This window comes from Nocardiopsis metallicus, from assembly GCF_014201115.1.
GTDB classification, from domain to species: domain Bacteria; phylum Actinomycetota; class Actinomycetes; order Streptosporangiales; family Streptosporangiaceae; genus Nocardiopsis; species Nocardiopsis metallicus.
On the sequence record NZ_JACHDO010000001.1, the window covers coordinates 1,263,987 to 1,284,773 of the forward strand.

Genomic DNA, 20,787 nt, shown 5'->3' on the forward strand with positions numbered 1-20,787 from the left:
CACCCCGGACCACTCCTCCCCCGTTTCCCGATAGCCGCCCACCGCCGTCGCGGCGAAGCGGGTCAAGGTGGAGCGCCCTGCGGGCGAAGCCCTTGACGCGACGACCTTGACGCGCGCAGCGCAGACGGCAACCATCAAGCGGCGGGAAACGGGGGAACCCCAACCCGAACCCCAGACCCCGGTCCCCACCCGGTCCGCACCCCGGAATTAACCAACAGGATCCCGCTCGGCAGTGGGGCCGGCCCCCTGGGGCGGAGCGGGCTTACAGAATCGACCCCGGGGCGTAGGCGGCGGCCTCGGGGCGGGCGGAGGTGATCTCCCCGATCCGGGACACCACCGAGTCGACCTGGTCGGCGGCGGCACCGGTGAAGGTGATCCGGTCGGCCAGCAGCGCGTCCAGGGCGGCGCGGTCCAGCGGGAAGCGCTCGTCGGCGGCCAGCCGGTCCAGCAGCTGGTTGCCCACGCCCTCCTGCCGCATGGCCAGGGCCGAGCCCACCGCGTGCTCCTTGATGAGCTCGTGCGCGGTCTCGCGGCCCACACCGGCCCGCACCGCGGCCATCAGCATCTTCGTGGTGGCCAGGAACGGCAGGTAGCGGTCCAGCTCCGCCGAGATCACCGCGGGGAAGGCACCGAACTCGTCCAGCACCGTCAGCATGGTCTCCACCAGGCCGTCGAAGGCGAAGAACGCGTCCGGCAGCGCCACCCGGCGCACGACCGAGCACGACACGTCGCCCTCGTTCCACTGGTCGCCCGCCAGCTCGCCGGTCATCGACGCGTAACCGCGCAGGATCACGGTGAGCCCGTTGACCCGCTCGCACGAACGCGTGTTCATCTTGTGCGGCATCGCGGACGAACCGACCTGGCCCTCGGCGAAGCCCTCGGTGACCAGCTCGTGCCCGGCCATCAGGCGGATCGTCTTGGCCAGCGAGGACGGCCCGGCGGCCAGCTGCACCAGGGCGGTGAGCACCTCGAAGTCCAGGGAACGCGGGTACACCTGGCCCACACTGGTGAACCGGTGCTCGAAGCCCAGGTGGGCGGCGACCTCGTTCTCCAGGGTGTTCAGGGCCGCGCGGTCGCCGCCGAGCAGGTCCAGCATGTCCTGGGCGGTGCCCACCGGGCCCTTGATCCCGCGCAGCGGGTACCGGGCGATCAGCTCCTCCAGGCGGCCGTAGGCCACCAGCACCTCGTCGGCGATCGACGCGAACCGCTTGCCCAGCGTCGTGGCCTGCGCGGCCACGTTGTGGGAACGGCCCGCCATGACCGTCTCGCCGTACTCGGCGGACAGGCGGCCGAGCCGTGCCAGCAGCGCCACCACGCGGTCGCGCACCAGCAGCAGGCTGTCGCGGACCTGGAGTTGCTCGACGTTCTCGGTCAGGTCGCGCGAGGTCATGCCCTTGTGCACGTGCTCGTGCCCGGCGAGGGCGTTGAACTCCTCGATCCGGGCCTTGACGTCGTGCCGGGTGACCCGCTCGCGCTCGGCGATGGAGGCCAGGTCGACCTGCTCGAGGACCTTCTCGTAGTCCTCCACCACACCGTCCGGGACGTCGACGCCCAGACGCGCCTGGGCACGCAGTACAGCCAGCCACAGCCGCCGTTCGGCGACCACCTTGTATTCGGGGGACCACAGCCGGGTCAGCTCCGCGGACGCGTAGCGGGCGGCCAGGACATCGGGGATCACAGGTTTCGCGCTCACGTCGTGTCACTCTATCGCCCTGAGCTGGGGCGGGCGCGCACAGGCCCGCCCCAGCACCCGGGTAGGGCCGTCCCTACCGTGAACCGGCGGGCTCAGCGGATGTCCCCGCCCGGGGGCGGCGTCCTAGCGTTGGATCCATGAACACGCGGAACGTCCACACAAGAGCGCCGAGTACCCTACTCAAGGCTCTCGCCGGCCCCAGATACCTGATCTCGGCCTGGCCCTGGCGGTCCCTGGCCTACGTACTGACCACCCTGCTGGTCGGGGGCGTCCTGCTCTTCGTGGCGATACCCGTGTACATGCCCTGGACCCTCTTCGTCGCGATGACCGGTACCGGGGCCTCGACCGGCGAATTCGCCTTCGCGTTTCTCTCCGGCCTGTTCACGGTGCTCTGCTTCGCCCCGCTCGTGGCCATCCCGCTGGGCGCCCTGGAACGCCGTCGCCTGTACCTGGTCATGCCCGGAGAGAACGGCAGCGGACACCGTACGCCGCCGCCCGGCCTGTGGGGCTGGATCCGCACTCGCTACGCCGAGGCCGCGACCTGGCGCGAGGTCGCCTACGCCGCGGTCATGTTCCCGCTCGTCGGGGTCGCCTTCCTGGTGGCGTTCACCTTGGCCAGCGTCACCATCGCCCTGGCGGTCACGCCCCTCATCCTGCTCGACGAGGACGAGCCCCCCATCGCCATGGGCTGGACCACCCTCGCCACCCCACTCGAAGCACTGCCCTACGCCCTGCTCTCCCCGCTCGTGGTGGTCCTGCTGCTCTACAGCTGCGGGGCCATGTCCTACGGCCACGGCGTCATCGCCCGCGCCCTCCTGGTCGGCCCGCCCAAGGAGGAGCTGCGGGCCGAACTCGACGAGGTCACCGAGTCCCGGGCCCGCCTGGTCAACGCCTTCGAGTACGAGCGCCGCAGGATCGAACGCGACCTGCACGACGGCGCCCAACAGCGGCTCGTGGCGCTCAGCATGGACCTGGGCATGGCCCGCATCGAACTGGAGGAGGGCTCCCCGGCCGACCGCAGGGTCGTCGCCGCCCAGGCCAAGGCCGATGAGCTCATCGACGAGATCCGCGAGCTGGTGCGCGGCATCCATCCGCGCGTGCTCACCGATCGCGGACTGCACAACGCGCTCCAGGAGCTTGCCGACCACTGCCCGGTCCCGGTCACCGTCGAGACCGCGATCCCGTACCGGTTGCCCCCGCACGTGGAGGGCACCGCCTACTTCGTGGTCGCCGAGGCCCTGACCAACGTCTACAAGCACGCCGAGGCCACCGCCGTGACCGTCCGCGCGCACCTGGCCTCCGGCGACATCCGGGCGGTCGGGGCCGCACAGGGGACCGTTACAGCCACCCTCACGGTGGAGGTCACCGATGACGGGGTGGGCGGGGCCGACGCGGCCAGGGGCAGCGGGCTGACCGGGCTCGGTGACCGGGTGGCCGTGATGGGCGGCACAATGGGGCTCACGAGCCCCGCAGGCGGGCCGACCCGAATCCGAGTGGAGCTGCCGTGCGGACCGATTCCAGCGGACCCGACGCCGTGACCCCCGTACCGACCGTGCTCGCCGAGGACGGCGTTCTGCTGCGCGAAGGCCTGGTGGGTGTCCTGGAGCGCTTCGGCTTCCCTGTCGTCGCCGCGGTCGAGGACGGCGAGGCCCTGGTCGAGGCGGTCACCGAGCACCGGCCCGGTCTGGTCGTCACCGATATCCGGATGCCCCCGGACTTCACCGACGAGGGGCTGCGCGCCGCGGTCCGGCTGCGTCAGGAGAACCCGGGACTGGCCGTGGTGGCGCTCAGCCAGTACGTGGAACTCAGCTACGCCACCGACCTGCTCGACTCCGGTGACGGCAAGGGCGTGGGATACCTGCTCAAACAGCGGGTGGGCGATGTCCGTGAATTCGCCTCGGTGCTGCGCAGGGTCGTGGAGGGCGCGACCTTCGTGGACCCCGAGGTCGTCCGGCAGCTGCTGCGCCGCAGCTCCGACCCGCTGGAACGGCTGACCGCAAGGGAACGCCAGGTACTGGAACTGATGGCGGAGGGCCACTCCAACGGCGCCATCGCCCGCAAGCTGGTGGTCAGCGACGCGGCGGTGGGCAAGCACGTGGGCAACATCCTGGCCAAGCTCGACCTGCCGCCCGACGACGACATCCATCGCCGCGTCCAGGCGGTCCTGGCCTATCTGCGCACCCAGAGCACCTGACTCGGACCGGTCGGCCCGTGCCTGCCGGCCTCCCCGGTCAGTACACCCACCTCACGCGGCCCGGGCCGACCGGAGAGCCGGGCCCGGGCGCCTGCCCGTCCTCCGGCTTCTCCGGTGGCGCCGCGTCTCCCGTGTGTCTAGCGGTCCATGCTCCACTCGACGATCACCGCGGGTTCGTCGCCCTCCACCCACGCGTCGTGGCCGGGCGGGATGAACGCCACCTGGCCGGGCCCGACCCGCTGCTCCTCGCCGTCCGCGGTCCGGAACGCCAGCGTGCCCTCCATGCCCAGGCAGGTGTGGGTGCGCATGCACAGGTCGGTACCGGCCTCGGCGCCCATGTGCTCGGACCAGCGCCACCCCGGCTCCAGGGTCATCCGGTTGAGGAACTGCCCGCCCAGGTGCACGGCCTCGGTGTGCCCGTGGTCGAACTCCACGCGGGCGTCGGTGGTCGCGAAGTCGGCCACCCGGGGAGTGTCCCAGGGCCCCGGAGTTCTCGCGGTTTAGATCCATACAGGCCGAGTTCGTCTGATGCCGTGTAGGTCGAGGACTTTGTCCTTGCCTGTGTGGGCTCTGCGCCCGGACTGTGTGTTCTTCCACCCCGCGGCGCTCAGCGCCTGGCGGACGATGTCGGTCAAGCAACCCAACACGACCGGGGCCGCCCCGGTGCGGGTGCGCCGGGCGTCTTCGTTGAAGGTCACGTCCCGCACGTAGTGCACCCGGTTCTCCACCGTCCAATGACCGCGAGCGTGGGCCGCCAGTTCCGCGGGCGAGACCTGGTGGGCGTCCAGGTCGGTGACGGCGAAGACCACCTCGCGGCTGCCCTGGGCCTTGCCGTGCTCGCGGCGGTGGCGCTCGATGCGCACCACCTGTCGGGCCCCGGGAAAGGCCAGGCCCGTCACGGCGGTGACCTTCACCGACCGGTGTTCTTCGCGTCCGTGGGCGTGGGTGGGGCCCTGACTGTGGGCCACCGGTATCTGTGACCAGGGCAGAGTGGACAGCTGGGAGTGCAGCCTGGGCCGGTTGCCCTTGACATAGATCAGGTAGTGGGCGCCGCGCTCAAGGAGGTAGGTGGCGTGGTCGGCCACGGTGTGCAGGGCATCGGCGGTGATGATCGCGCCCAGGAGCTCGGTGTCGTGGAGTTGGTCGAGCAGGGCGGTGAAGGCGCTGGTCTCACCCTTCTTGTTGCCCAGCTGGGTGCAGGCGGCCACGGCGGCGTCGTGGTGGCGGGCGGCGTGCAAGGACATCGAGATCGAAGCGCGGCCCTTGCGCGGTCGGGCGCCGCGCTGGGTCTTGCCGTCCACGGCGTAGGCGGTGTGGCGTAGCCGTGGGGGTGGCATCTGGCATTGGCGGGTGCGGTGGGACCGGCGGTGTTCGCGTTCGGGTGCCCCGCCGGGGGTGCGGGCCGCACTGTGGGGTGTGGGTGGTGGGCCGGTGCGGGTGTCCAGGGTGGCCAGGCCGGCCCGGGCGAGTTGGGCGGGGTCCAGGCGGGCGAGCACCTCGCGCAGGGTGCGCTCGTCGGGGATGTGAATCCGCCCTGTGAAAGGGCAGACGGGAAGCCCCAGGCGCAGGAGGATGGGTGGGGGTGCGTTGTGAGCCCATTCGGTGATGGCTGTGGTGGTGTTGTGGCCGGTGGTGGTCAGAGCGCACACGCTCAGGGCGAGCAAGGCGGTCAGGGGGTAGCGGCGGCCGCGTGGGTGGCGGGGGTCGTCGATGGTGGCCAGGTGGTCCATCAGGTCCGGGGTGAGCGGTTCGGCGGGATCGGTTGTGAGAACGCCTTGGGAGCGAGATGATGACACAGCGGGTGCGGAGCCTTGCGGATAGTGGTGTCTCGACAACTCCATGATCCTTCAGGCCCGTGCCCGTTTTTGCATGTCAGAACCCGGTTATGTCCTCACAGGCGGTGTAGATCCGGCGTTCGTTACTTCCCCGACAAACCGCGAGAACTCCGGGGCCCTGGGGAGTGTCCGGGGCCTCCTCGTCCCAGGCCTGGACGGTCGACTGGTGGGTGATCCGGCCGTCGGTCAGGTCCAGCATGGTCATGCTCATGACCGTGAGGCCGTCCGGGTAGGTACAGCGCTCCGTGTAGGCGGCGTGGTCGCCCTCCATGACGCACTGGAGGATCTCGTGGTCGGTGTCCGTCGAGTACACCTGCCGCATGTAGTACTCGATGGAGTCGCGCCCGTGGATGACGGTGGGCGCGCTGGGCGGGGTACGGCGGTCGACGGTCTCGATGTCGGCGTCGTCGGCGAACTGGCTGATGAGGGTGTCGGTGTCACCCTCCTCCAGGGCTCGCCGGAAGGTATCGAGGTCGAAACCGGATCCGCTGCTCGTGGTGGCCATGGTGCGGACTCCTTCCGCGAAGAACGGGAAACCTGCGAGGGAGAGGGCCGCCGCCGGGAACGGGGCGATCTGCTTTCCACCCTCCACCCGCACCAGCTCAGGGTTCGCTCAAGCGCGGGTCACGGATCGGTGTGCCCGCCTCGGCCGACTCGCTGACCGGCCCGGCCACCCCGCCAGCCGATCCGGCGGATCGGCCCGGGGAAGCGGACGTATCGTGGAAGTGCTCTGCCACAAGGTTTCTCGTCACACGGTTTTCTTGCAACACGGTGCGAAACCCGGGTGAACCCTCGCCCGGCCCCCACGCAACCCCGGAGGAGACAGGATGCAGCCTACGGTCGCGGCCCCCGAGAGCGTCACCTGGAGAGTGCACCTGGACCGTTCGATGTGGGTGGCGGGCGTGCGCGCCCTGATGCTCCAGGCACTGCACCCGATCGCCATGCAGGGGGTCTGGCAGCGTTCCGACTTTCGAACCGACCCCACCGGCCGCCTGCTGCGCACCGCCCACTTCGTGGCGGTGACCACCTACGGCAGTCTGTCCGAGGCCGACACCCTCGGCGAGCACATCCGCCGCGTCCACCGCTCGCTGAGCTTCACCGACCCCGCCACCGGCAGGCTCCACCGGGTCGACCAGCACGACCTGCTCGTGTGGGTGCACTGCGCCGAGGTCACCTCCTACCTGGAGACCTGCCACCGGGCGGGGCTCGAACTCAGCACCGCCGACCTCGACCGCTACCTCGACGAACAGGCGCACACCGCCACCTACGTCGGTCTGGACCCGAGCGACGTTCCCCGCAACGTCGCCGACATGCGGCGCTACCTCGCCAAGGTCCGACCGAGCCTGAGCGTGACCCCCGAGGCCCGCCAGGCGGTGCGCTTCCTGCTCTGGCCCAAGGTCCCCGAACAACTCGCCTGGCTGGCCCCGCTCAAACCGCTCTGGTTCCCGGTGGGCGCGCTGTCCTACGCCACCCTGCCCGCCTGGGCGCGCCGCGCCTACGGCATGCTCCCGGAACCGCCCGGAGCTGATCCGGTGGCCACCGCGGGCCTGAGGGCGCTGCGCTCAGGGCTCAACCGGATCCCCGAGCGCTACTACAACCTGATCTTCGACGAGGCCACGGTACGCAGCGCGGACGAGGCCAGAGAGCGGCTCCTGGCGGCCGGATACCAGGTGGAGAACGGATTCCGGGCCCTGCGGTCCCGCACCACCTTCCGCCCCCCGGACGCCCCCGCCCAGCGGATCCCCGCCAAGGCCTGAGCACCACCCGGAACAGTCGGGGCGGGCGGGAATCCCCGCCCGCCCCCGGCTCGGCTGTCAGAGCCGATCCAGCGGTCCGGCTACTCCATCGCTTTGTCGAGCGTGCAAACCTGGACTTTCAGGACCGGGGTCCCTTCACCGGTCCAGGACGCGGCGCAGGGCGGCCAGGGCCAGCTCGGCACGGTCCAGGCGGGCGTTGTGGCCCATCAGGCCGATGCGCCACACCGTCGCCGCGTAGGGGCCCACGCCCGCGCCGATCTCCAGGCCGTACTCGCGCAGCAGCCGCTCGCGCACCTTGCCCGAGTCCACGCCCTCCGGTACGCGCACCGACGTCAGCTGCGACAGGCGGTGGCCCTCGGCGGCGAACAGCTCCAGGCCCATCTCCAGCAGTCCTTCGCGCAGCCGCGCACCAGCCGCCTCGTGGCGGGCCGCCACGGCCTCCAGGCCCTCCTCCTCGATCCGGGCCAGCCCCGCGTCCAGGGAAGCCACCATCGCGGTCGGCGCGGTGTGGTGGTAGGCGCGCCCACCCGGGCCGCCGCGCACGTAGGCGCCCAGCAGGCCGAGGTCGACGTACCACACGGGCGGGGCCTGCACCCGGCGCTCCCAGGCCCGCTCGGAGAAGGTGAAGGGCGCCAGCCCCGGGGCCACGCCCAGGCACTTCTGCGTGCCGGAGTAGGCGATGTCCACCTTCCACTCGTCCAGGGCCATCGGCATGCCGCCCAGGGAGGTGACGCAGTCGGCCAGCAGCAGGGTGTCGTCCGAACGCTCGCGCAAGGCGCGGCCCAGGGCTCCGATGTCGCTGACCACGCCGGTGGAGGTCTCCGCGTGCACCGCCGCCACGATCCTCGGCGCGGGGTGGGCGTCCAGGACGCGCTGGACGTCCACGGGCCGGCCCCACTCGTGGTCCACCCGGACCACCTCGGCGCCGTAACGCCCGGCCACCTCGCACATCCGCTCGCCGAACAGCCCGTTCACGGCCACGACCACCACGTCACCGTCGCGAACGGTGTTGGCGAAGGCGGTCTCCATCCCGAGCGAACCGGTGCCGGACAGGGGCAGTGTGAGCGGGTTCTCCGTGCCCCACAGGGAACGCAGTCGCCCGCAGGCGCGTTCCAGCAGGGTGATGAATTCGGGGTCCAGGTGACCCAGCAGGGGAGCGGCCAGACCCAGAGTCGCCTCCGGGTACGGATTGCTCGGGCCCGGGCCCAACAGGGTGCGTTCGCTGACTGACATGCTCGAACACTAGCCGGAACGCCGTGACCCCACCGAAACGGGGGTGTCGTCTGCGTGAAGCTCGCACCCCGGTGCGCGACTCCGCGGAGTTCGCGACGGGCCGTAGGATTCCGGCGGGCGAACGGACGTGACGCGTGTGAGAGGGACACCGATGACCGAGACCAACACCAGGGCGGATGCCGGAACGGGCACCGGCGGAGCGGGCGGCGCCGACGTGCACACCGGCGCCGTGCGCATGCTGCGGGTGCCCCATGACGACCCCCGGGTGGCGGGCCTGCTCGCCGGGCTCATGGAGGAGTACACCGAGCGTTACGGGGCCGAGGGGGCCGCAAACGAGCTCAGCCGCTACCCGGTCACCGAGTTCGTCGCCCCGCACGGATGCCTGGTCCTGGCCGAACTCGACGGCGAGGTCGTCGCCGGAGGGGCTCTGCGCCCCTACCGCAAGGGCCGGGTCGACCAGGCCGACACCGTCGAGTTCAAACGCGTCTGGACCTCCGCCCGGCACCGGCGGCGCGGGCTGGGACGGCAGATCATGACCGCCCTGGAAGAGGCCGCGCGCGACCTCGGATACACCCGGGTCATGCTGTTCACCGGACCCTCCCAGCCCGAGGCGGTCGCCCTGTACGAGCGGATCGGCTACCGGTGGGTGGACCCGACCACGGTCGAGGACCTCCCCTACCCCAAGGCGATCCCCTTCGCCCACGACCTGCGGAACCGAACCCCACAGCCGTTGGCCTGACCGGAGCTGTCCGGCCGGAGCTACCTGGCCGCAGCCGCCTGGTCGGGAGCTCCCAGCCGGGCATGACCCGTGCGGGCCGGACGTTATGGGGAGCGCTATGTCCGGGGAACGGACAGGGGTACGAACACCCCCGTACGATGGAGGAAACGGCCAGGCCGAAGGCCCCGGCCAGGTTGCCGGTCCTCGCCAGCGGCCAGGCCGCCCCGCACCTTTTCGACCAACTCTGGAGAGTCACAACGTGAGCGAGCAGCAGCGTCCCGAGGCCGAGGCGAACGCCCCCGTGTTCAGTCCACGAAAGAACGGCCAGGCGCAGTCGGTCTCCGACGAGCTCGCCGCGTGGATGACCACCGGCTGGGCCGACACCGAGCTGCGCGACCTGGAGCCGATCGAGCAGGCCGAGCACACCGCCCGCCGCCGCGCCGCGCTCAGCGCCGCCTTCCCCGGCGACCGCCTGGTCATCCCGTCCGGCCAGCTCCTGACCCGCTCCAACGACACCGAGTACCCCTTCCGGGCCGCCACCAACTACGCCTACCTGACCGGCGACACCACCGACGGCAACTGCCTGGTGCTCACCCCCCGGGCCGACGGCGGCCACGACGTGGTCCTCTACCTCAAGCCGCGCTCCAACCGCGACAACGGCGAATTCTGGCTCGGCGGCTACGGCGAGCTGTGGACCGGCCGCCGCAACAGCCTCGGCGAGGCCTCCGACCTGCTCGGCGTACCCACCGCCGACGTGCGCACCCTGCCCGGGGCCCTGCGCGCCGACGCCTCGGTCACCACCCGTATCGTGCGCGGCCACGACGCCGAGCTCGACGCCCTGGTGGACGAGCTGCGCGCCGACGCCGACGACCAGGCCCGCGCCAAGTCCGCTCAGCTGGACGAGGACCTCGGCGTCGCCCTGGCCGACCACCGCCTGGTCAAGGACGAGTGGGAGATCGCCCAGCTCCAGCTGGCCGTGGACGCCACCGTGCGCGGCTTCGGCGACGTGGCCAAGGCTCTACCGCAGGCCAAGGACACCTCCGAGCGTTTCGTGGAGGGCACGTTCTTCCTGCGCGCCCGCGTGGAGGGCAACGACGTCGGCTACGGCACCATCGCCGCCTCCGGCGCCAACGCCACCACCCTGCACTGGACCCGCAACGACGGCCCGGTTCGCGATGGCGACCTGCTCCTGCTGGACGCCGGCGTGGAGACCACCACCCTCTACACGGCCGACGTCACCCGCACCATGCCGGTCTCGGGCACCTTCACCGACATCCAGCGCAGGGTCTACGACCTGGTGTACGAGGCGCAGGAGGCCGGAATCGCGGCCGTGGCCCCGGGGCGGCCCTTCAAGGCCTTCCACGAGGCCTCCCAGCGCGTCCTCGCCGAGGGCCTGGTCGAGTGGGGCCTGCTGGAGGGCCCGGTCGACCGCGTCCTGGAGCTGGGCCTGCAGCGCCGTTACACCCTGCACGGCACCGGTCACATGCTCGGTCTGGACGTGCACGACTGCGCGGTCTCCCGCCAGGAGGTGCACCTGTACGGCGAGCTCAAGCCGGGCATGGTGCTCACCGTCGAGCCGGGCCTGTACTTCCAGCCGGACGACCTCACCGTCCCCGGGGAGCTGCGCGGCATCGGCGTGCGCATCGAGGACGACGTCCTGGTCACCGAGGAGGGCCGCACGGTCATGTCGGCCGGTCTGCCGCGTTCTGCCGTCGACGTCGAGGCCTGGCTGGCCGAGCGACTTCCGCGCTGACCGGTCGCGTCGGGTGTCGGCGGGCCGCCTCCCCCGGGGAAAGGCGGCCCGCCGACACCCGTCCGCCACGAGGGCGGCCCCGGCGCCGCCCGGTATGCGGAGCCGGGGCCCGACCCTCACGCGAAGCGCACGAACGAACGCAACGGCGGGGCGTGGTCGTGGACCTCCACGAACCCCAGGCTCTCGTAGAAGGCGCGTTGCCGGTCCTCCTCATCGGTGACCAGCACCCGCTGGCGTACCCCGGCGTAGCCCGCGAACAGCTCGTCCAGTAGCTGTCGGCCCACCCCGCGGCGCTGCTCGTCCGGGTGCACCAGCACGTCCTGGAGGTAGACGATCGTGGCGCCGTCGGAGATCGACCGGGCCAAACCCACGAGCTCCCCCTCCCGTCGGGCGCTCACCAGCCGGTGCGACCCGGCCAGTGCCCGCAGGAGCACCTCCGGGGACTCGGTATAGGCGCTCCACCCCACCGAGCGGTACAGGGCGAGCACCTCCTCGCGCTCAAGCTCGTCCGCCGCACACACCGTCACCCGGAACTCCGACACGCACACACCCCTGTCGCCGTCGACCTCTGTCCGGGGAGTCTGCCACGCCGACCCCGTTCTTGGTGAGCCCCCGCGGACCCCGGTTTTCCTCTCGGGTACCTCCCCGGGGCGAACCGGACAGCTGTCGAATGAGGCGCTTTCCCCGGGCATGCCGACCGGTTTCGGATAATGTCGCAGGTCACGGAAACGGTAGGGAGCGCTGCACACCGCGCCGGTCCGGCCGACGGCCCGCCTGATCCGGGGGCGGCCCGTTCCGGCACCCGCTACGGTTTTCGTGGCGACAGTACGTACGGAAGATTCGGCAGAACCGGGGGAGGTCCACTCGTGCGCGCGGAACGGCTGTGGCGCAGGGGGTTGAGGTTTCCGCGCCTGTTCCTGGCGGACCGGACGGTCCTCGTGCACGGCGACGTCGATCCCAACCCGGACCCCAGGAAGTCGCGTTACGAGGCCCGGGCCTTCGACACCCGGTCGCTGCGTCCGCTCGGCACGGCCTTCGAGGTGCAGGGTCCGGTCAACCTGGCGCGGTCACCCGAAGGGGAGGGGTGGCCGGGCACGGTCCTGGTCCAGGCCTCGCGTCGCTCGGTGAGCGTGCGCGACCCGCGTACCGGCAGTCCCCTGCTGGAGACCGACCTGGCCGAACCGGGGGAGCTGTGGCCCGACGACGTCGCGCTGCGCGTCCTGGACAAGGAGGCGGTCGTCTTCCTCTTCGGTGAGGACGGAGACGGCGGCAGCCGATGGTGGGCGGTGGACCCGCACACCGGGGCGGCCGTGCCCGACCTCGCCGACTCCCGCCCGGGCCACGAAGCCCGTGGCGAGCGCATGTCCTTCGCCGGTGACTTCCTGGTCGCCCCCGGCCAGGACCCGGGTTTCGACCCGGTCATCCTCGCCGACTACGAACACCCCCGCGAACGCGTGTACCGGCTGGAGGACGGCGAGTACCTCGGCGAGGTGGAGAGCCACGCCGACTCCGAGACCGTGGCCGCCCGGGTCGGCGGTCGTCCGCTGCTGGCGGTGGCCGGGCGCATCCATTCCCTGCCCGACCTGGACCTGGTCGCCGAGCTCGGCGGCCCGCGCACCCTGGTCTCCCTGGTGGAGTGGGAGGGCGAGGCCGTCGCGGTCTACCAGGAGGAGGACGCCCGCCCCGGTGGTCTGGGCTCCTGGTACCTGGACCGGCTGCGCGTGCGCTACCTGGACCGGCCCGGCCAGCCGGTCGTCGAGATCCCCGGCACCTGGCCGGGCGAGCTGGAGGACCTGGTCGCGGCCCCGGACCGGGTGGTGGTCCTGGCCACCACGGAGGGCGTGTACGCGCTGCACGTGAACGGCTAGGGCGGGGGCTCGGAGCCGGTTCGGGACTGAAGACCCGGCCCGACCCCGGGCGCCGGGCCCGGACGGGCCGTCGGTAGCGTGCGGTGCGACGGTTCCGGGACGAAGGACGGTCGGGCGTGCACGTGACGCGGTTGTGGGATCGGACACTGGATTCTCCCCGGTTGTACCGGGAGGGCGCCATCCTCATGGTTCTGGAGGAGGAGAGCTGGGACTACGGCACGAGCGGGTGTCACGCACGCTCCTTCGACCTGCGCACCCGTGAACCCTTCGGCCCGGTCTTCACCCTCCCGGAGAGGGTCTGCCTGGCCGACGTCCCCGAACGCTGGCCGGTGCCGGTGCTGGCCTACGTGAAGTCCGAAACCCTGGTGGTCAAGGACGCCAGGAACGGGAGACCTGTGGAGCGGATCCCCCTGCCGGAGCGGGAGTGCCGCAGCCTGAGTGACGCGGCTCTCACCAGGATCGACGGGCGCACGGTGCTGTACCTGCTGGAGAACCCCAACCGCCACGACCACGGCTGGACCGTGGTGGGTCTGGATCCGTCCGAACCCTTCCTCGCCTGGGAAAACTGGTTCCCGATGTACAGGGAGCACCAGGAGCGGATGTCGTTGGGCGGTGAGTGGCTGGCCGTACCGGACGAGGAGTACGTCGTATGGGGTGTGGAGTACACGGCCCACGATCCGGCTTTCGTTCCGGAGCACCTCCCCGAACCCCGGGTGGGCGTGTACCGGGCCAGTGACGGCGCACGGATGGGGAAGGTCGAACCGGAGGCCGGCACCGCCGTGGTCGCCACCGTGGGAGGGCACTCCTACCTGGCCCAGGAACAGTCTGTGCTCTGCCTGCCGGAGCTGACGCCGGTGGTCAGGGTGCCCCTGTCGGTCGGGGTGGCCCTGGCCGAGTGGGAGGGGCGGCCGGTCGCGGCCTTCGCGCAGAAGAAGGAGGACCCGCCGTCCGCGGCGGGGCGGGTCCCGCCGATCCGGTTGGTCTACTGCTTCCTGGACGTGCCGGAGAACACGGACGGCGCGGAGCCCGAGCTCGTCGCGATTCCCTGGGAGATCCCGGGCGGCTTCTGCGACCTACTGGCCGGCCTGGACGGCGAGGTCGTGGTAGCCACCTCCGAAGGCGTGTACGTGGTGACCATCGACCTGTGATCCGAGCAGCAGGGCCCGGCCACCTAACTGGGCAGCAGGGCGCGGGCCCGGCCGATGAAGTCCAGCTGTTCCTCCCAGCCCAGGTTGTCCGCGCCCGCGACGACACGGTCGGCCCCGGCCTCCGCGTACGCGGTGTAGAGCTCGGCGAGCTCCTCGGGTGCGCGCGCCAGCATCGGGCCCCGGGCGGCCTCCTCCTCGGGGATACCGTGCTCCTCGACGAGCTGCCGGACCAGGGTCTCGTAGGCCTGCCGAGCCGAGCGATCCTCGCCGAGGACGAGGTGGCCGCCCACGGTGATCGGGGGCCGGGGCAGACCCTGTTCCCGCGCGCGGGAACGCAGGCGCTCTGCGGCCGCGGCCAGACCGGCGGGGGACAGTTGGGAGGGCAGCCACCCGGCGCCTACCCGCAGGATCCGGTCGAACGCCTTCTCGGTACCGCCCACCAGGACCGGCGGCATGGGTGCGGCCGGGGCCAGCCGCAGCGTCGTGTCGGCTTCCTCGAAACGCACCTCCTCTCCGGTGACCAGACGGGGCAGCAGGTCAAGGGTCGTGTCGGTGGCCCGGCCCCGCCCCTTCGCGGGCACGCCCAGCGCTCGCCAGAGCGGGGAGTCGGGGAACCCGCCGATGCCCACGCCCAGCAGGAGGCGGTTCGCGGACAGGTGCTGGAGGGTGGCGATCTGCGCGGCCAGCCAGGGCGCGGGCCTGGGCGGGACGGACAGGACCCCGAAGCCCAGCCGGACCCGCTGGGTGACGGCGGCGGCCGCTGCCAGGGTCAGGGTCGGTTCCAGGGCCGGGGTGCCGTCACCCAGGAGCAGGTCGGCGACCCACAGGGACTCCAGGCCGTGCTCCTCCACCGCGATGGCGGCCTCGGTGACGCCGGGGGTGCGGGGGTCGGTGAGTTCTTCCATGGCGGTGGGCAGCACCGCGCCGATGTCGATCGTAGTCATGACCACCACCCTGAATGCTCAACTTTGGTTGAGGTCAAGGGGGAGGGTCGGATCCGGACCGGCCGTGTCCAGGTCGGCCGAACTCACTTCGGACGGTTCTCGTCGACCCACGCGTCGATGGTCTCGAACCAGTCGTAGAGCCACCGCTCGCGCTCCTCGCGCCCCCGGGGAACCCGCCCCGCCGGGACGTGCCAGCCGTGCATCACGATCTCTTTGTCCATGGGCAGTTCGCGCCACACGTCCGCCACCGTCACCATCCGGTCCAGACCCGTGTGCCCCACGAACACCACGTCCGCGTCCGGGGCCGCGTCCAGAGCGGCGAACAGTCCGCCCGGCTGCGGCGCCATCACGTTGCGCATCCCGTCGGCCCGCCGGGCCAGCCCCGGGGAACCGCCCTCGTGCAGTCGGGCGATCCGCTTGCGCCTGCGGTCCGGGGTGAAGTTCCCGCCCTCGGGGAAGATCACGAACGCGTCGTTGCCGTCCAACCCCGCCGCCAGCTGGCCGACCTGCTCCCGTACCCCCTCCGGGCGCGGCCCGCCGCCCCTGGTGAACGGCGAGGGCGCGATGAACCGACTGGGCAGCCGGTTGAGCAGGACGTCGATCGCCGGATCCCACTGCAGGGCGTCCTTGAGGACGATCCGGGTATCCCGGTGCGCGCGGTTGATCAGCGTGTGGATCAGGATGAACGAGTCACCCGGCCCCGCGTGCCGACAGGCCACGACCAGCGGCCGCCCGGGAGCCATCGGATCCCCGAAGAAGTCGGTGTCCGTGCCGTCCCCGACGCCGCGGATACGCAGCCGCAGTACCCACCGCGCCTGTCGGAACAGCACCCGGAGAAAGTATCCGGTCAGCGCGTAGTGTGCCCGCTGGAACGCCGGGGTACGGATCCGCCAGCCGAACCCGGAGGCCACCCACAGCACGAACAGCGACACCAGCGCGGCCGCGTCCCACAGCAGGTAGAAGATGAACATCCACAGCACCCGGGGCACGCGCATCCGCCTCGGCACCATCGACACCAGCGCCAACGCCACCAGTAACCACAGCGGCAGCGTGCTCAGCACCAGGAAGCCCAGCAGCACGACGGTCGGGGCGATCACCAGGCGCCGGAACCAGCGCGGGGGCAGCCGCATCAGGCCTCGACCCCGGCCAGGTAGCTCCGGGAGGCCTCGTAGGCCCGCTCGATCCGCCGGTGGACGGTGTCCAACCGCCGGAAGGACAGCGGACTCTCGTCACCCTCCAAGGCACCCCCGCTGGGCAGCACGTGCAGCCGGACATCCTTCGGCAGCGTCGCCAGGTCCCGGGCGAAGCGGTGGCGGCGGGCGATCTCGAAGGCCACCCGAGCCGTCTCCACCGTGTTGGTCGGCACCGCCAGGGGCTCCTCCACCCGCCCCACCTGCAACACGTACACGGTGCGCGCACCGGCCCGCACCGCGCCCTCGATGGGGATGGAGTTGACGATCCCGCCGTCCATGAAGTGCTCCCCGTCGATCCGGGTGGGCGGCAGCAGCCCGGGCACCGACGCCGAGGCCATGACCGCCTCGACCAGCGGCCCGGCGGAGAACCAGTGTTCGGCGGCGCGCTCGATACTGGCCGCCACCACCCGCAGCGGTACTGCCAGGTCCTCGAAGGCCGGCTCGGGTCCCAGCGCGGCCACCAGCAGGCGGCGCAGCGGCTCCGGTGAGATCAGATGGGTGCGGGTCGTCACCAGGCGGCGCAGCTGGCGGCTCACGGCGTCCCCGAACACCGCGTTGGCGTCCTCGGAGGTCCAGGTCCTGATCAGCTGCTCCACCGCCGCCATCGTGGGGTCGGCGGCCAGCACCGCCCCGTTGATCGCACCGATGGAGGTGCCCACCACCAGGTCCGGGGTGACCCCCGCCTCCAGCAGCGCTCGGATCATGCCCACCTCGACCGCGCCGCGCACCCCGCCCCCGCCGAGAACGAAGGCCACCGGACCAGGGTCACCGTGCCCGCCGGAGGAAGTGCCGTCGGAGAGGTCAGAAAAGTCTGTCACCGGCACAGTCTAGGAATCCGCACCCGGAGAACCAGGGAATCCAGGGCCGGGAACGCTGTGAGGAAGAGCCGGGATCGGCCACCCAGAACGGGAACTCCCGCGAGCGCACCCCGACCAGCACGGGTTCCGGTGTGATACTCGATGTGACGATCCGACTCCGGGAGGACACCATGACCGCACCGACCGACCTGACCGCCGCGACCGTCACCCGGGCCGTCCTGCTCGGGCTCGCCGCCGGGTCCCGCAGCACGCTCGGGGCGGCAGGGCCCTTGCTCGCCGGGGCGCGGTCCCGGGGAAGCAGACCCGCACAGTACGCCATCGCCCTGGCCGTCACCGGCGAGTTGGCGACCGACAAACTCCCGTGCGCGCCGAGCCGTCTGGCCGGGCCGGGAAAAGCGGTCCGGGTGCTGGCCGGTGGCCTGGGCGGTGCGCTCCTGGCCCGCGGACTGGGCCAGCCGGTGCTGGCCACGGCGGGGATCGCCGCGGCCGCCGCGCCGGTGGGGGCCGCGGCCGGGGTGCGCTGGAGGTCCCTGTGGGGTACCGGTCGCGGGGCGTGGGTGGGCGCGGTCGTGGAGGACGCGGTCGCGATCGGCCTGGCCCGGGCCGCCTGTGCGGGGTGGCCCGGAACCCGGCCAGGCCGGGGCTGAACCCAGGCCTCGGAGCCCGAACCCCGGGGCAGCCCCCGGGACTCGTGCTCCCCAGGGCTCACGCGCCCGGATCAGTCCTCAGTGCCCGCCCTCCCCGGGATCAGACCTCGAAGGTGCGCAGGACCTCGAAGTCCACACCGGCGCGAGGCAGGCGGCGGATCAGGGCCTCGCCCATGGCCACCGCCGTGGTCACCTGGCCCGAGGTCCGCGGAAGGTCGTCCTGCCACAGGCACAGCGCCGACTCCGCGAGCATCCCCGAGGTCGCCGCGTACCCCGGCTCGCCGCCGGAGACCAGGGTGTGCACCCGGCGGCCGCCGCCCGAACCCGCGAAGTGCACGGTGAACCACCCGTTGGCGAGCTGCTCCTCGGTGGGGCCCTCACCCTGCGGGCGCAACGACAGCAGGCGGTCGCGCAGCGGCGGTACCTGGGCCGCCGCCATCACCCCGGCGGCGCCGCCGACCGCGCCCACCACGCTGGTCAACCGGCGGAAGGCCGCATAGTGGCCGTAGGAGAAGTCCGGCCCGTACCGCTCCAGGGCGGCCGCGGACCTGACCACCACCTGCGGGTCCAGGGTGGGCAGTGGGACCGTCCACCCACGGGCCAGCCGGGTGCGCGGGCGGCCGCCTGAGTCGATCCGCACCCGGCGCCCCTCCGGGAGGCCCTCCAGCTCACGCCGCTCCCGGGCCGCCGCGAGCATGCCGGCGGGGTCGGCGAAGGCACCGACGGCCGAGTGCAGGGTGCCGCCGGAGACGTTCCCCCGAGCCCGGACGAAACCCTCCACGTGCAGCGGGACCCCCTCGGGCAGCCGCCCGACGGTGAACAGCGCGCCCAGGTCGTGCGGGACCGAGTCGAAACCGCAGGCGTGCACGAGCCGGGCCCCGGTACGCACCGCGGTGGCGTGGTGCTTGACGTACACGCGGTCCACGAACGCGGGCTCACCGGTCAGGTCCACGTAATCGGTGCCCTCCGCCGCGCAGGCGGCCACCAGTGGTTCGCCGTACTCGCTGTAGGGGCCCACCGTCGTGATGACGACCCGGGCCGAAGCGGCCAGCTCACGGATCGAGGCGGGGTCGTTGACGTCGGCGACCAGCAGTTCGGGCAGCGGCCGGTCCGGGTCGATCTCGGCCAGCTCGGCGCGCACCGACTCGAGTTTGTCCCGGTTCCGTCCGGCCAGTGCCCACCGAAGCTCGCGCGGGGCGTTCGTGGCCAGGTACTCGGCGGTCAGCGCCCCGGTGTATCCGGTCGCGCCGAACAGGACGATGTCGTGCCCGCGTTCCAAGGTGGTTCAGCCTCTCAGAGTTGCTCGATGCGCCGCCCACAGTCTCGCACGCGTCCCGAAACCGGTTTGGCCCCCGGGGTCCGCCGGGTACGCAGGCCCGCAGCGATGTCCACGACCGCGTCCGGGGAAGCACAGGGGGAGACATGACCGACCTGGTCGACCTGCACGGCACCGCGATGGCCGAGTTCGACCGCCGGGTGGCCGAGGTGACCCTGACCGACTGGGCACTGCCCACGCCCTGCGCGGACTGGGACGTGCACGACCTGGTCAACCATCTGACCGCCGAACAGCTGTGGGTGCCGCACCTGCTCGCGGGGGCGCGCGTCGAGGAGATCGGGAGCCGGTTCGACGGCGACAACCTGGGTGAGGAACCGGCGGCCACCTGGACGGTCGCCTCCCGCGAGTCCCGCACCGCCTGGCTGGCGCCCTCGGCTCTGGACCAGACCGTCCACCTGTCCTTCGGTGATGTCCCGGGCCGCGAGTACCTGTGGCAGATGACCTTTGACCTGGGAATTCATTCCTGGGACCTGGCCAGGGCGATCGGAGCTGACGAGAGACTCGACCCGACTCTGGCCGAGGAGCTGCTCACCTGGGCCAAGGGGAACGAGGCTGTCTTCGCTGGCAGTGACCTGTTCGCTGCTCCGGTCCCGGTGGGAGAGGGCGCCGATCCCCAGACCAGGCTGCTGGCTCTCACCGGAAGGAAGAACTAGGACCGAAGCCCCGGACCTGAGGACCGCGGGGGCCGAGGCTCACCAGAACCAGCGCCAAGGCCCTCGGGTCCGGTTTGGCGGCCCCTGCTTCCTCACTGATCAAAACCGCGTCCACGTGCGGTTCCCGGTCCAACGCGGCCAGTTAGCGCCGCTGTCCGTGCGAAGGGCCGTTGGCGAGCGCCGCGCTCCCCGCGCCGACAGAACGCGGGGGGCGCGGGGCGGGGAGGGCGTCGACGAACAGGCCGGTCTCGGTGCTGGCGATGTCGACGTACGCGGTTCCCGAAACCCCCACCCCGCGGCCGCGTCGGTGACCGCGTGCGGGCCCGCCCCACCTGAGACAGCGCCTCCTTGCCCAAGACGCCAAGCCCGCCAGCGGGGTGGAACGCGCCTGGCCTCGTCCGGCGGGTGAGTTCGGGGACTACGCCGCCACGGCCGCCCGTACCGGGTCATGGAAGTACTGAGGCCACCGGCCATGGAGCGGGGCCGACGGGACGGTGACCAGGCCGATGTCAAGCCCGCTGCTCCGGGGCCTGTGGGGCGGCGGCCCGGCCTGGTGGGCGGTCGAGAAGGAAGTCGGCCGCACGGGTCAGGACCTCCGCTCGGCTGCGGCCGGGGTGGTCGGCGGCGAGGAAGTGCTCCCCGATCGCGGCGCAGAAGGCGAGCAGGCTGCGGGCCTCCACCTCGTCGGGGTCGGCGCAGAAGGTACCGATCTCCTCCCGCAGGAGTTCCATCCGCCGGTTGTCGACCCGCCGAAGCCGCTCCGCGACCGCCGTATCGCGTCTGGCCCAGCCGCGGATCGCGAGATCGACGGGCAGGAGGCGGTCGTCGGAGAAGGGGAGCATGCCCGCGCGGTGCACCTGTTCCTTGGGGTCGGCGCCCTCGCGCTCGATCTGGTCGATGACGTCGTCGGTGCCCTCCCGCCCCCAGGTCTCCAACCCGGACCACTCCGCCGCGCGAGGTCCGCAAGGCCCTCCGGGGATCGCGTGCTCCGTACCGA

The 20,787-nt window shown here is 71.9% G+C and carries 19 protein-coding genes and 1 pseudogene; 9 read left to right on the forward strand and 11 right to left on the reverse strand.

The annotated features are described in order from the left end of the window. Positions 1 to 262: 262 nt before the first annotated feature. Positions 263 to 1,693, reverse strand: coding sequence for an adenylosuccinate lyase (purB, locus tag HNR07_RS05250; protein ID WP_184362609.1), 1,431 nt, complete (start codon positions 1,691 to 1,693; stop codon positions 263 to 265). 137 nt (positions 1,694 to 1,830) lie between these two features. Here purB and HNR07_RS05255 point away from each other — a divergent pair, with 137 nt between their 5' ends. Both HNR07_RS05255 and HNR07_RS05260 read left to right on the forward strand, forming a co-directional pair. After that, complete coding sequence (locus HNR07_RS05255; RefSeq protein ID WP_184362612.1) at positions 1,831 to 3,231, forward strand: sensor histidine kinase; 1,401 nt, start codon at positions 1,831 to 1,833, stop codon at positions 3,229 to 3,231. After that, a complete protein-coding gene (locus HNR07_RS05260; protein ID WP_184362615.1) occupies positions 3,198 to 3,887 on the forward strand; it encodes a response regulator in 690 nt (229 codons plus the stop codon). Before HNR07_RS05255 ends, HNR07_RS05260 begins: the two co-directional genes overlap by 34 nt. A gap of 137 nt (positions 3,888 to 4,024) precedes the next feature. Here the strand turns inward: HNR07_RS05260 and HNR07_RS05265 are convergent, their stop codons facing one another. The 3 genes from HNR07_RS05265 to HNR07_RS05275 all read right to left on the reverse strand — a co-directional run bounded on the left by HNR07_RS05265 (position 4,025) and on the right by HNR07_RS05275 (position 6,227). Continuing rightward, positions 4,025 to 4,351: a cupin domain-containing protein gene (locus HNR07_RS05265; protein WP_184362618.1), complete on the reverse strand. Its 327-nt coding sequence runs from the start codon at positions 4,349 to 4,351 to the stop codon at positions 4,025 to 4,027. A gap of 36 nt (positions 4,352 to 4,387) precedes the next feature. After that, on the reverse strand, positions 4,388 to 5,683 hold the full coding sequence (locus tag HNR07_RS05270) for an ISAs1 family transposase (protein ID WP_221318720.1): 1,296 nt from the start codon (positions 5,681 to 5,683) through the stop codon (positions 4,388 to 4,390). Between the two features lie 76 nt (positions 5,684 to 5,759). Next, positions 5,760 to 6,227, reverse strand: a complete 468-nt coding sequence (locus tag HNR07_RS05275) for a nuclear transport factor 2 family protein (RefSeq protein ID WP_312893610.1) — start codon at positions 6,225 to 6,227, stop codon at positions 5,760 to 5,762. A 322-nt stretch (positions 6,228 to 6,549) separates the two neighbouring features. Here HNR07_RS05275 and HNR07_RS05280 point away from each other — a divergent pair, with 322 nt between their 5' ends. Beyond that, positions 6,550 to 7,479, forward strand: coding sequence for an oxygenase MpaB family protein (locus HNR07_RS05280; protein ID WP_184362621.1), 930 nt, complete (start codon positions 6,550 to 6,552; stop codon positions 7,477 to 7,479). Positions 7,480 to 7,614: 135 nt separating this feature from the next. Here the strand turns inward: HNR07_RS05280 and HNR07_RS05285 are convergent, their stop codons facing one another. Next, positions 7,615 to 8,712, reverse strand: a complete 1,098-nt coding sequence (locus HNR07_RS05285) for a pyridoxal-phosphate-dependent aminotransferase family protein (RefSeq protein ID WP_184362625.1) — start codon at positions 8,710 to 8,712, stop codon at positions 7,615 to 7,617. A gap of 151 nt (positions 8,713 to 8,863) precedes the next feature. Here HNR07_RS05285 and HNR07_RS05290 point away from each other — a divergent pair, with 151 nt between their 5' ends. Continuing rightward, the gene (locus tag HNR07_RS05290; protein ID WP_246420115.1) at positions 8,864 to 9,451 is read left to right on the forward strand and encodes a GNAT family N-acetyltransferase; all 588 of its coding nucleotides are present in this window, start codon (positions 8,864 to 8,866) and stop codon (positions 9,449 to 9,451) included. A gap of 238 nt (positions 9,452 to 9,689) precedes the next feature. Further along, a complete protein-coding gene (locus tag HNR07_RS05295) occupies positions 9,690 to 11,183 on the forward strand; it encodes an aminopeptidase P family protein (protein ID WP_184362628.1) in 1,494 nt (497 codons plus the stop codon). A 218-nt stretch (positions 11,184 to 11,401) separates the two neighbouring features. Here the strand turns inward: HNR07_RS05295 and HNR07_RS05300 are convergent. Beyond that, positions 11,402 to 11,875 (reverse strand): annotated as a pseudogene (locus HNR07_RS05300) (GNAT family N-acetyltransferase); the annotation flags it as partial. A gap of 174 nt (positions 11,876 to 12,049) precedes the next feature. Between HNR07_RS05300 and HNR07_RS05305 the strand changes: the two are divergent. Then, on the forward strand, positions 12,050 to 13,051 hold the full coding sequence (locus HNR07_RS05305) for a hypothetical protein (RefSeq protein ID WP_184362634.1): 1,002 nt from the start codon (positions 12,050 to 12,052) through the stop codon (positions 13,049 to 13,051). Positions 13,052 to 13,167: 116 nt separating this feature from the next. After that, positions 13,168 to 14,199 (forward strand): hypothetical protein, encoded by a 1,032-nt coding sequence (locus tag HNR07_RS05310; protein WP_184362637.1) that lies wholly within the window; start codon positions 13,168 to 13,170, stop codon positions 14,197 to 14,199. A gap of 23 nt (positions 14,200 to 14,222) precedes the next feature. Here HNR07_RS05310 and HNR07_RS05315 read toward each other — a convergent pair whose 3' ends face one another. The 3 genes from HNR07_RS05315 to HNR07_RS05325 all read right to left on the reverse strand — a co-directional run bounded on the left by HNR07_RS05315 (position 14,223) and on the right by HNR07_RS05325 (position 17,154). Beyond that, on the reverse strand, positions 14,223 to 15,143 hold the full coding sequence (locus HNR07_RS05315; RefSeq protein WP_184362640.1) for an LLM class flavin-dependent oxidoreductase: 921 nt from the start codon (positions 15,141 to 15,143) through the stop codon (positions 14,223 to 14,225). Between the two features lie 83 nt (positions 15,144 to 15,226). After that, complete coding sequence (locus HNR07_RS05320; protein WP_184362643.1) at positions 15,227 to 16,273, reverse strand: 1-acyl-sn-glycerol-3-phosphate acyltransferase; 1,047 nt, start codon at positions 16,271 to 16,273, stop codon at positions 15,227 to 15,229. Continuing rightward, the gene (locus HNR07_RS05325; protein ID WP_184362646.1) at positions 16,273 to 17,154 is read right to left on the reverse strand and encodes a patatin-like phospholipase family protein; all 882 of its coding nucleotides are present in this window, start codon (positions 17,152 to 17,154) and stop codon (positions 16,273 to 16,275) included. The genes HNR07_RS05320 and HNR07_RS05325 overlap by 1 nt, the downstream gene beginning before the upstream one ends. Before the next feature lie 170 nt (positions 17,155 to 17,324). On the opposite strand from HNR07_RS05325, the gene HNR07_RS05330 reads away from it, so the two are divergent. Further along, complete coding sequence (locus HNR07_RS05330) at positions 17,325 to 17,801, forward strand: hypothetical protein (RefSeq protein ID WP_184362648.1); 477 nt, start codon at positions 17,325 to 17,327, stop codon at positions 17,799 to 17,801. 100 nt (positions 17,802 to 17,901) lie between these two features. Here the strand turns inward: HNR07_RS05330 and HNR07_RS05335 are convergent, their stop codons facing one another. Further along, on the reverse strand, positions 17,902 to 19,080 hold the full coding sequence (locus HNR07_RS05335; RefSeq protein ID WP_184362652.1) for a saccharopine dehydrogenase family protein: 1,179 nt from the start codon (positions 19,078 to 19,080) through the stop codon (positions 17,902 to 17,904). 143 nt (positions 19,081 to 19,223) lie between these two features. Here HNR07_RS05335 and HNR07_RS05340 point away from each other — a divergent pair, with 143 nt between their 5' ends. After that, positions 19,224 to 19,790: a TIGR03086 family metal-binding protein gene (locus HNR07_RS05340; protein ID WP_184362654.1), complete on the forward strand. Its 567-nt coding sequence runs from the start codon at positions 19,224 to 19,226 to the stop codon at positions 19,788 to 19,790. 509 nt (positions 19,791 to 20,299) lie between these two features. Here HNR07_RS05340 and HNR07_RS05345 read toward each other — a convergent pair. Further along, positions 20,300 to 20,725 (reverse strand): hypothetical protein, encoded by a 426-nt coding sequence (locus HNR07_RS05345; protein ID WP_246420120.1) that lies wholly within the window; start codon positions 20,723 to 20,725, stop codon positions 20,300 to 20,302. Positions 20,726 to 20,787: the final 62 nt, after the last annotated feature.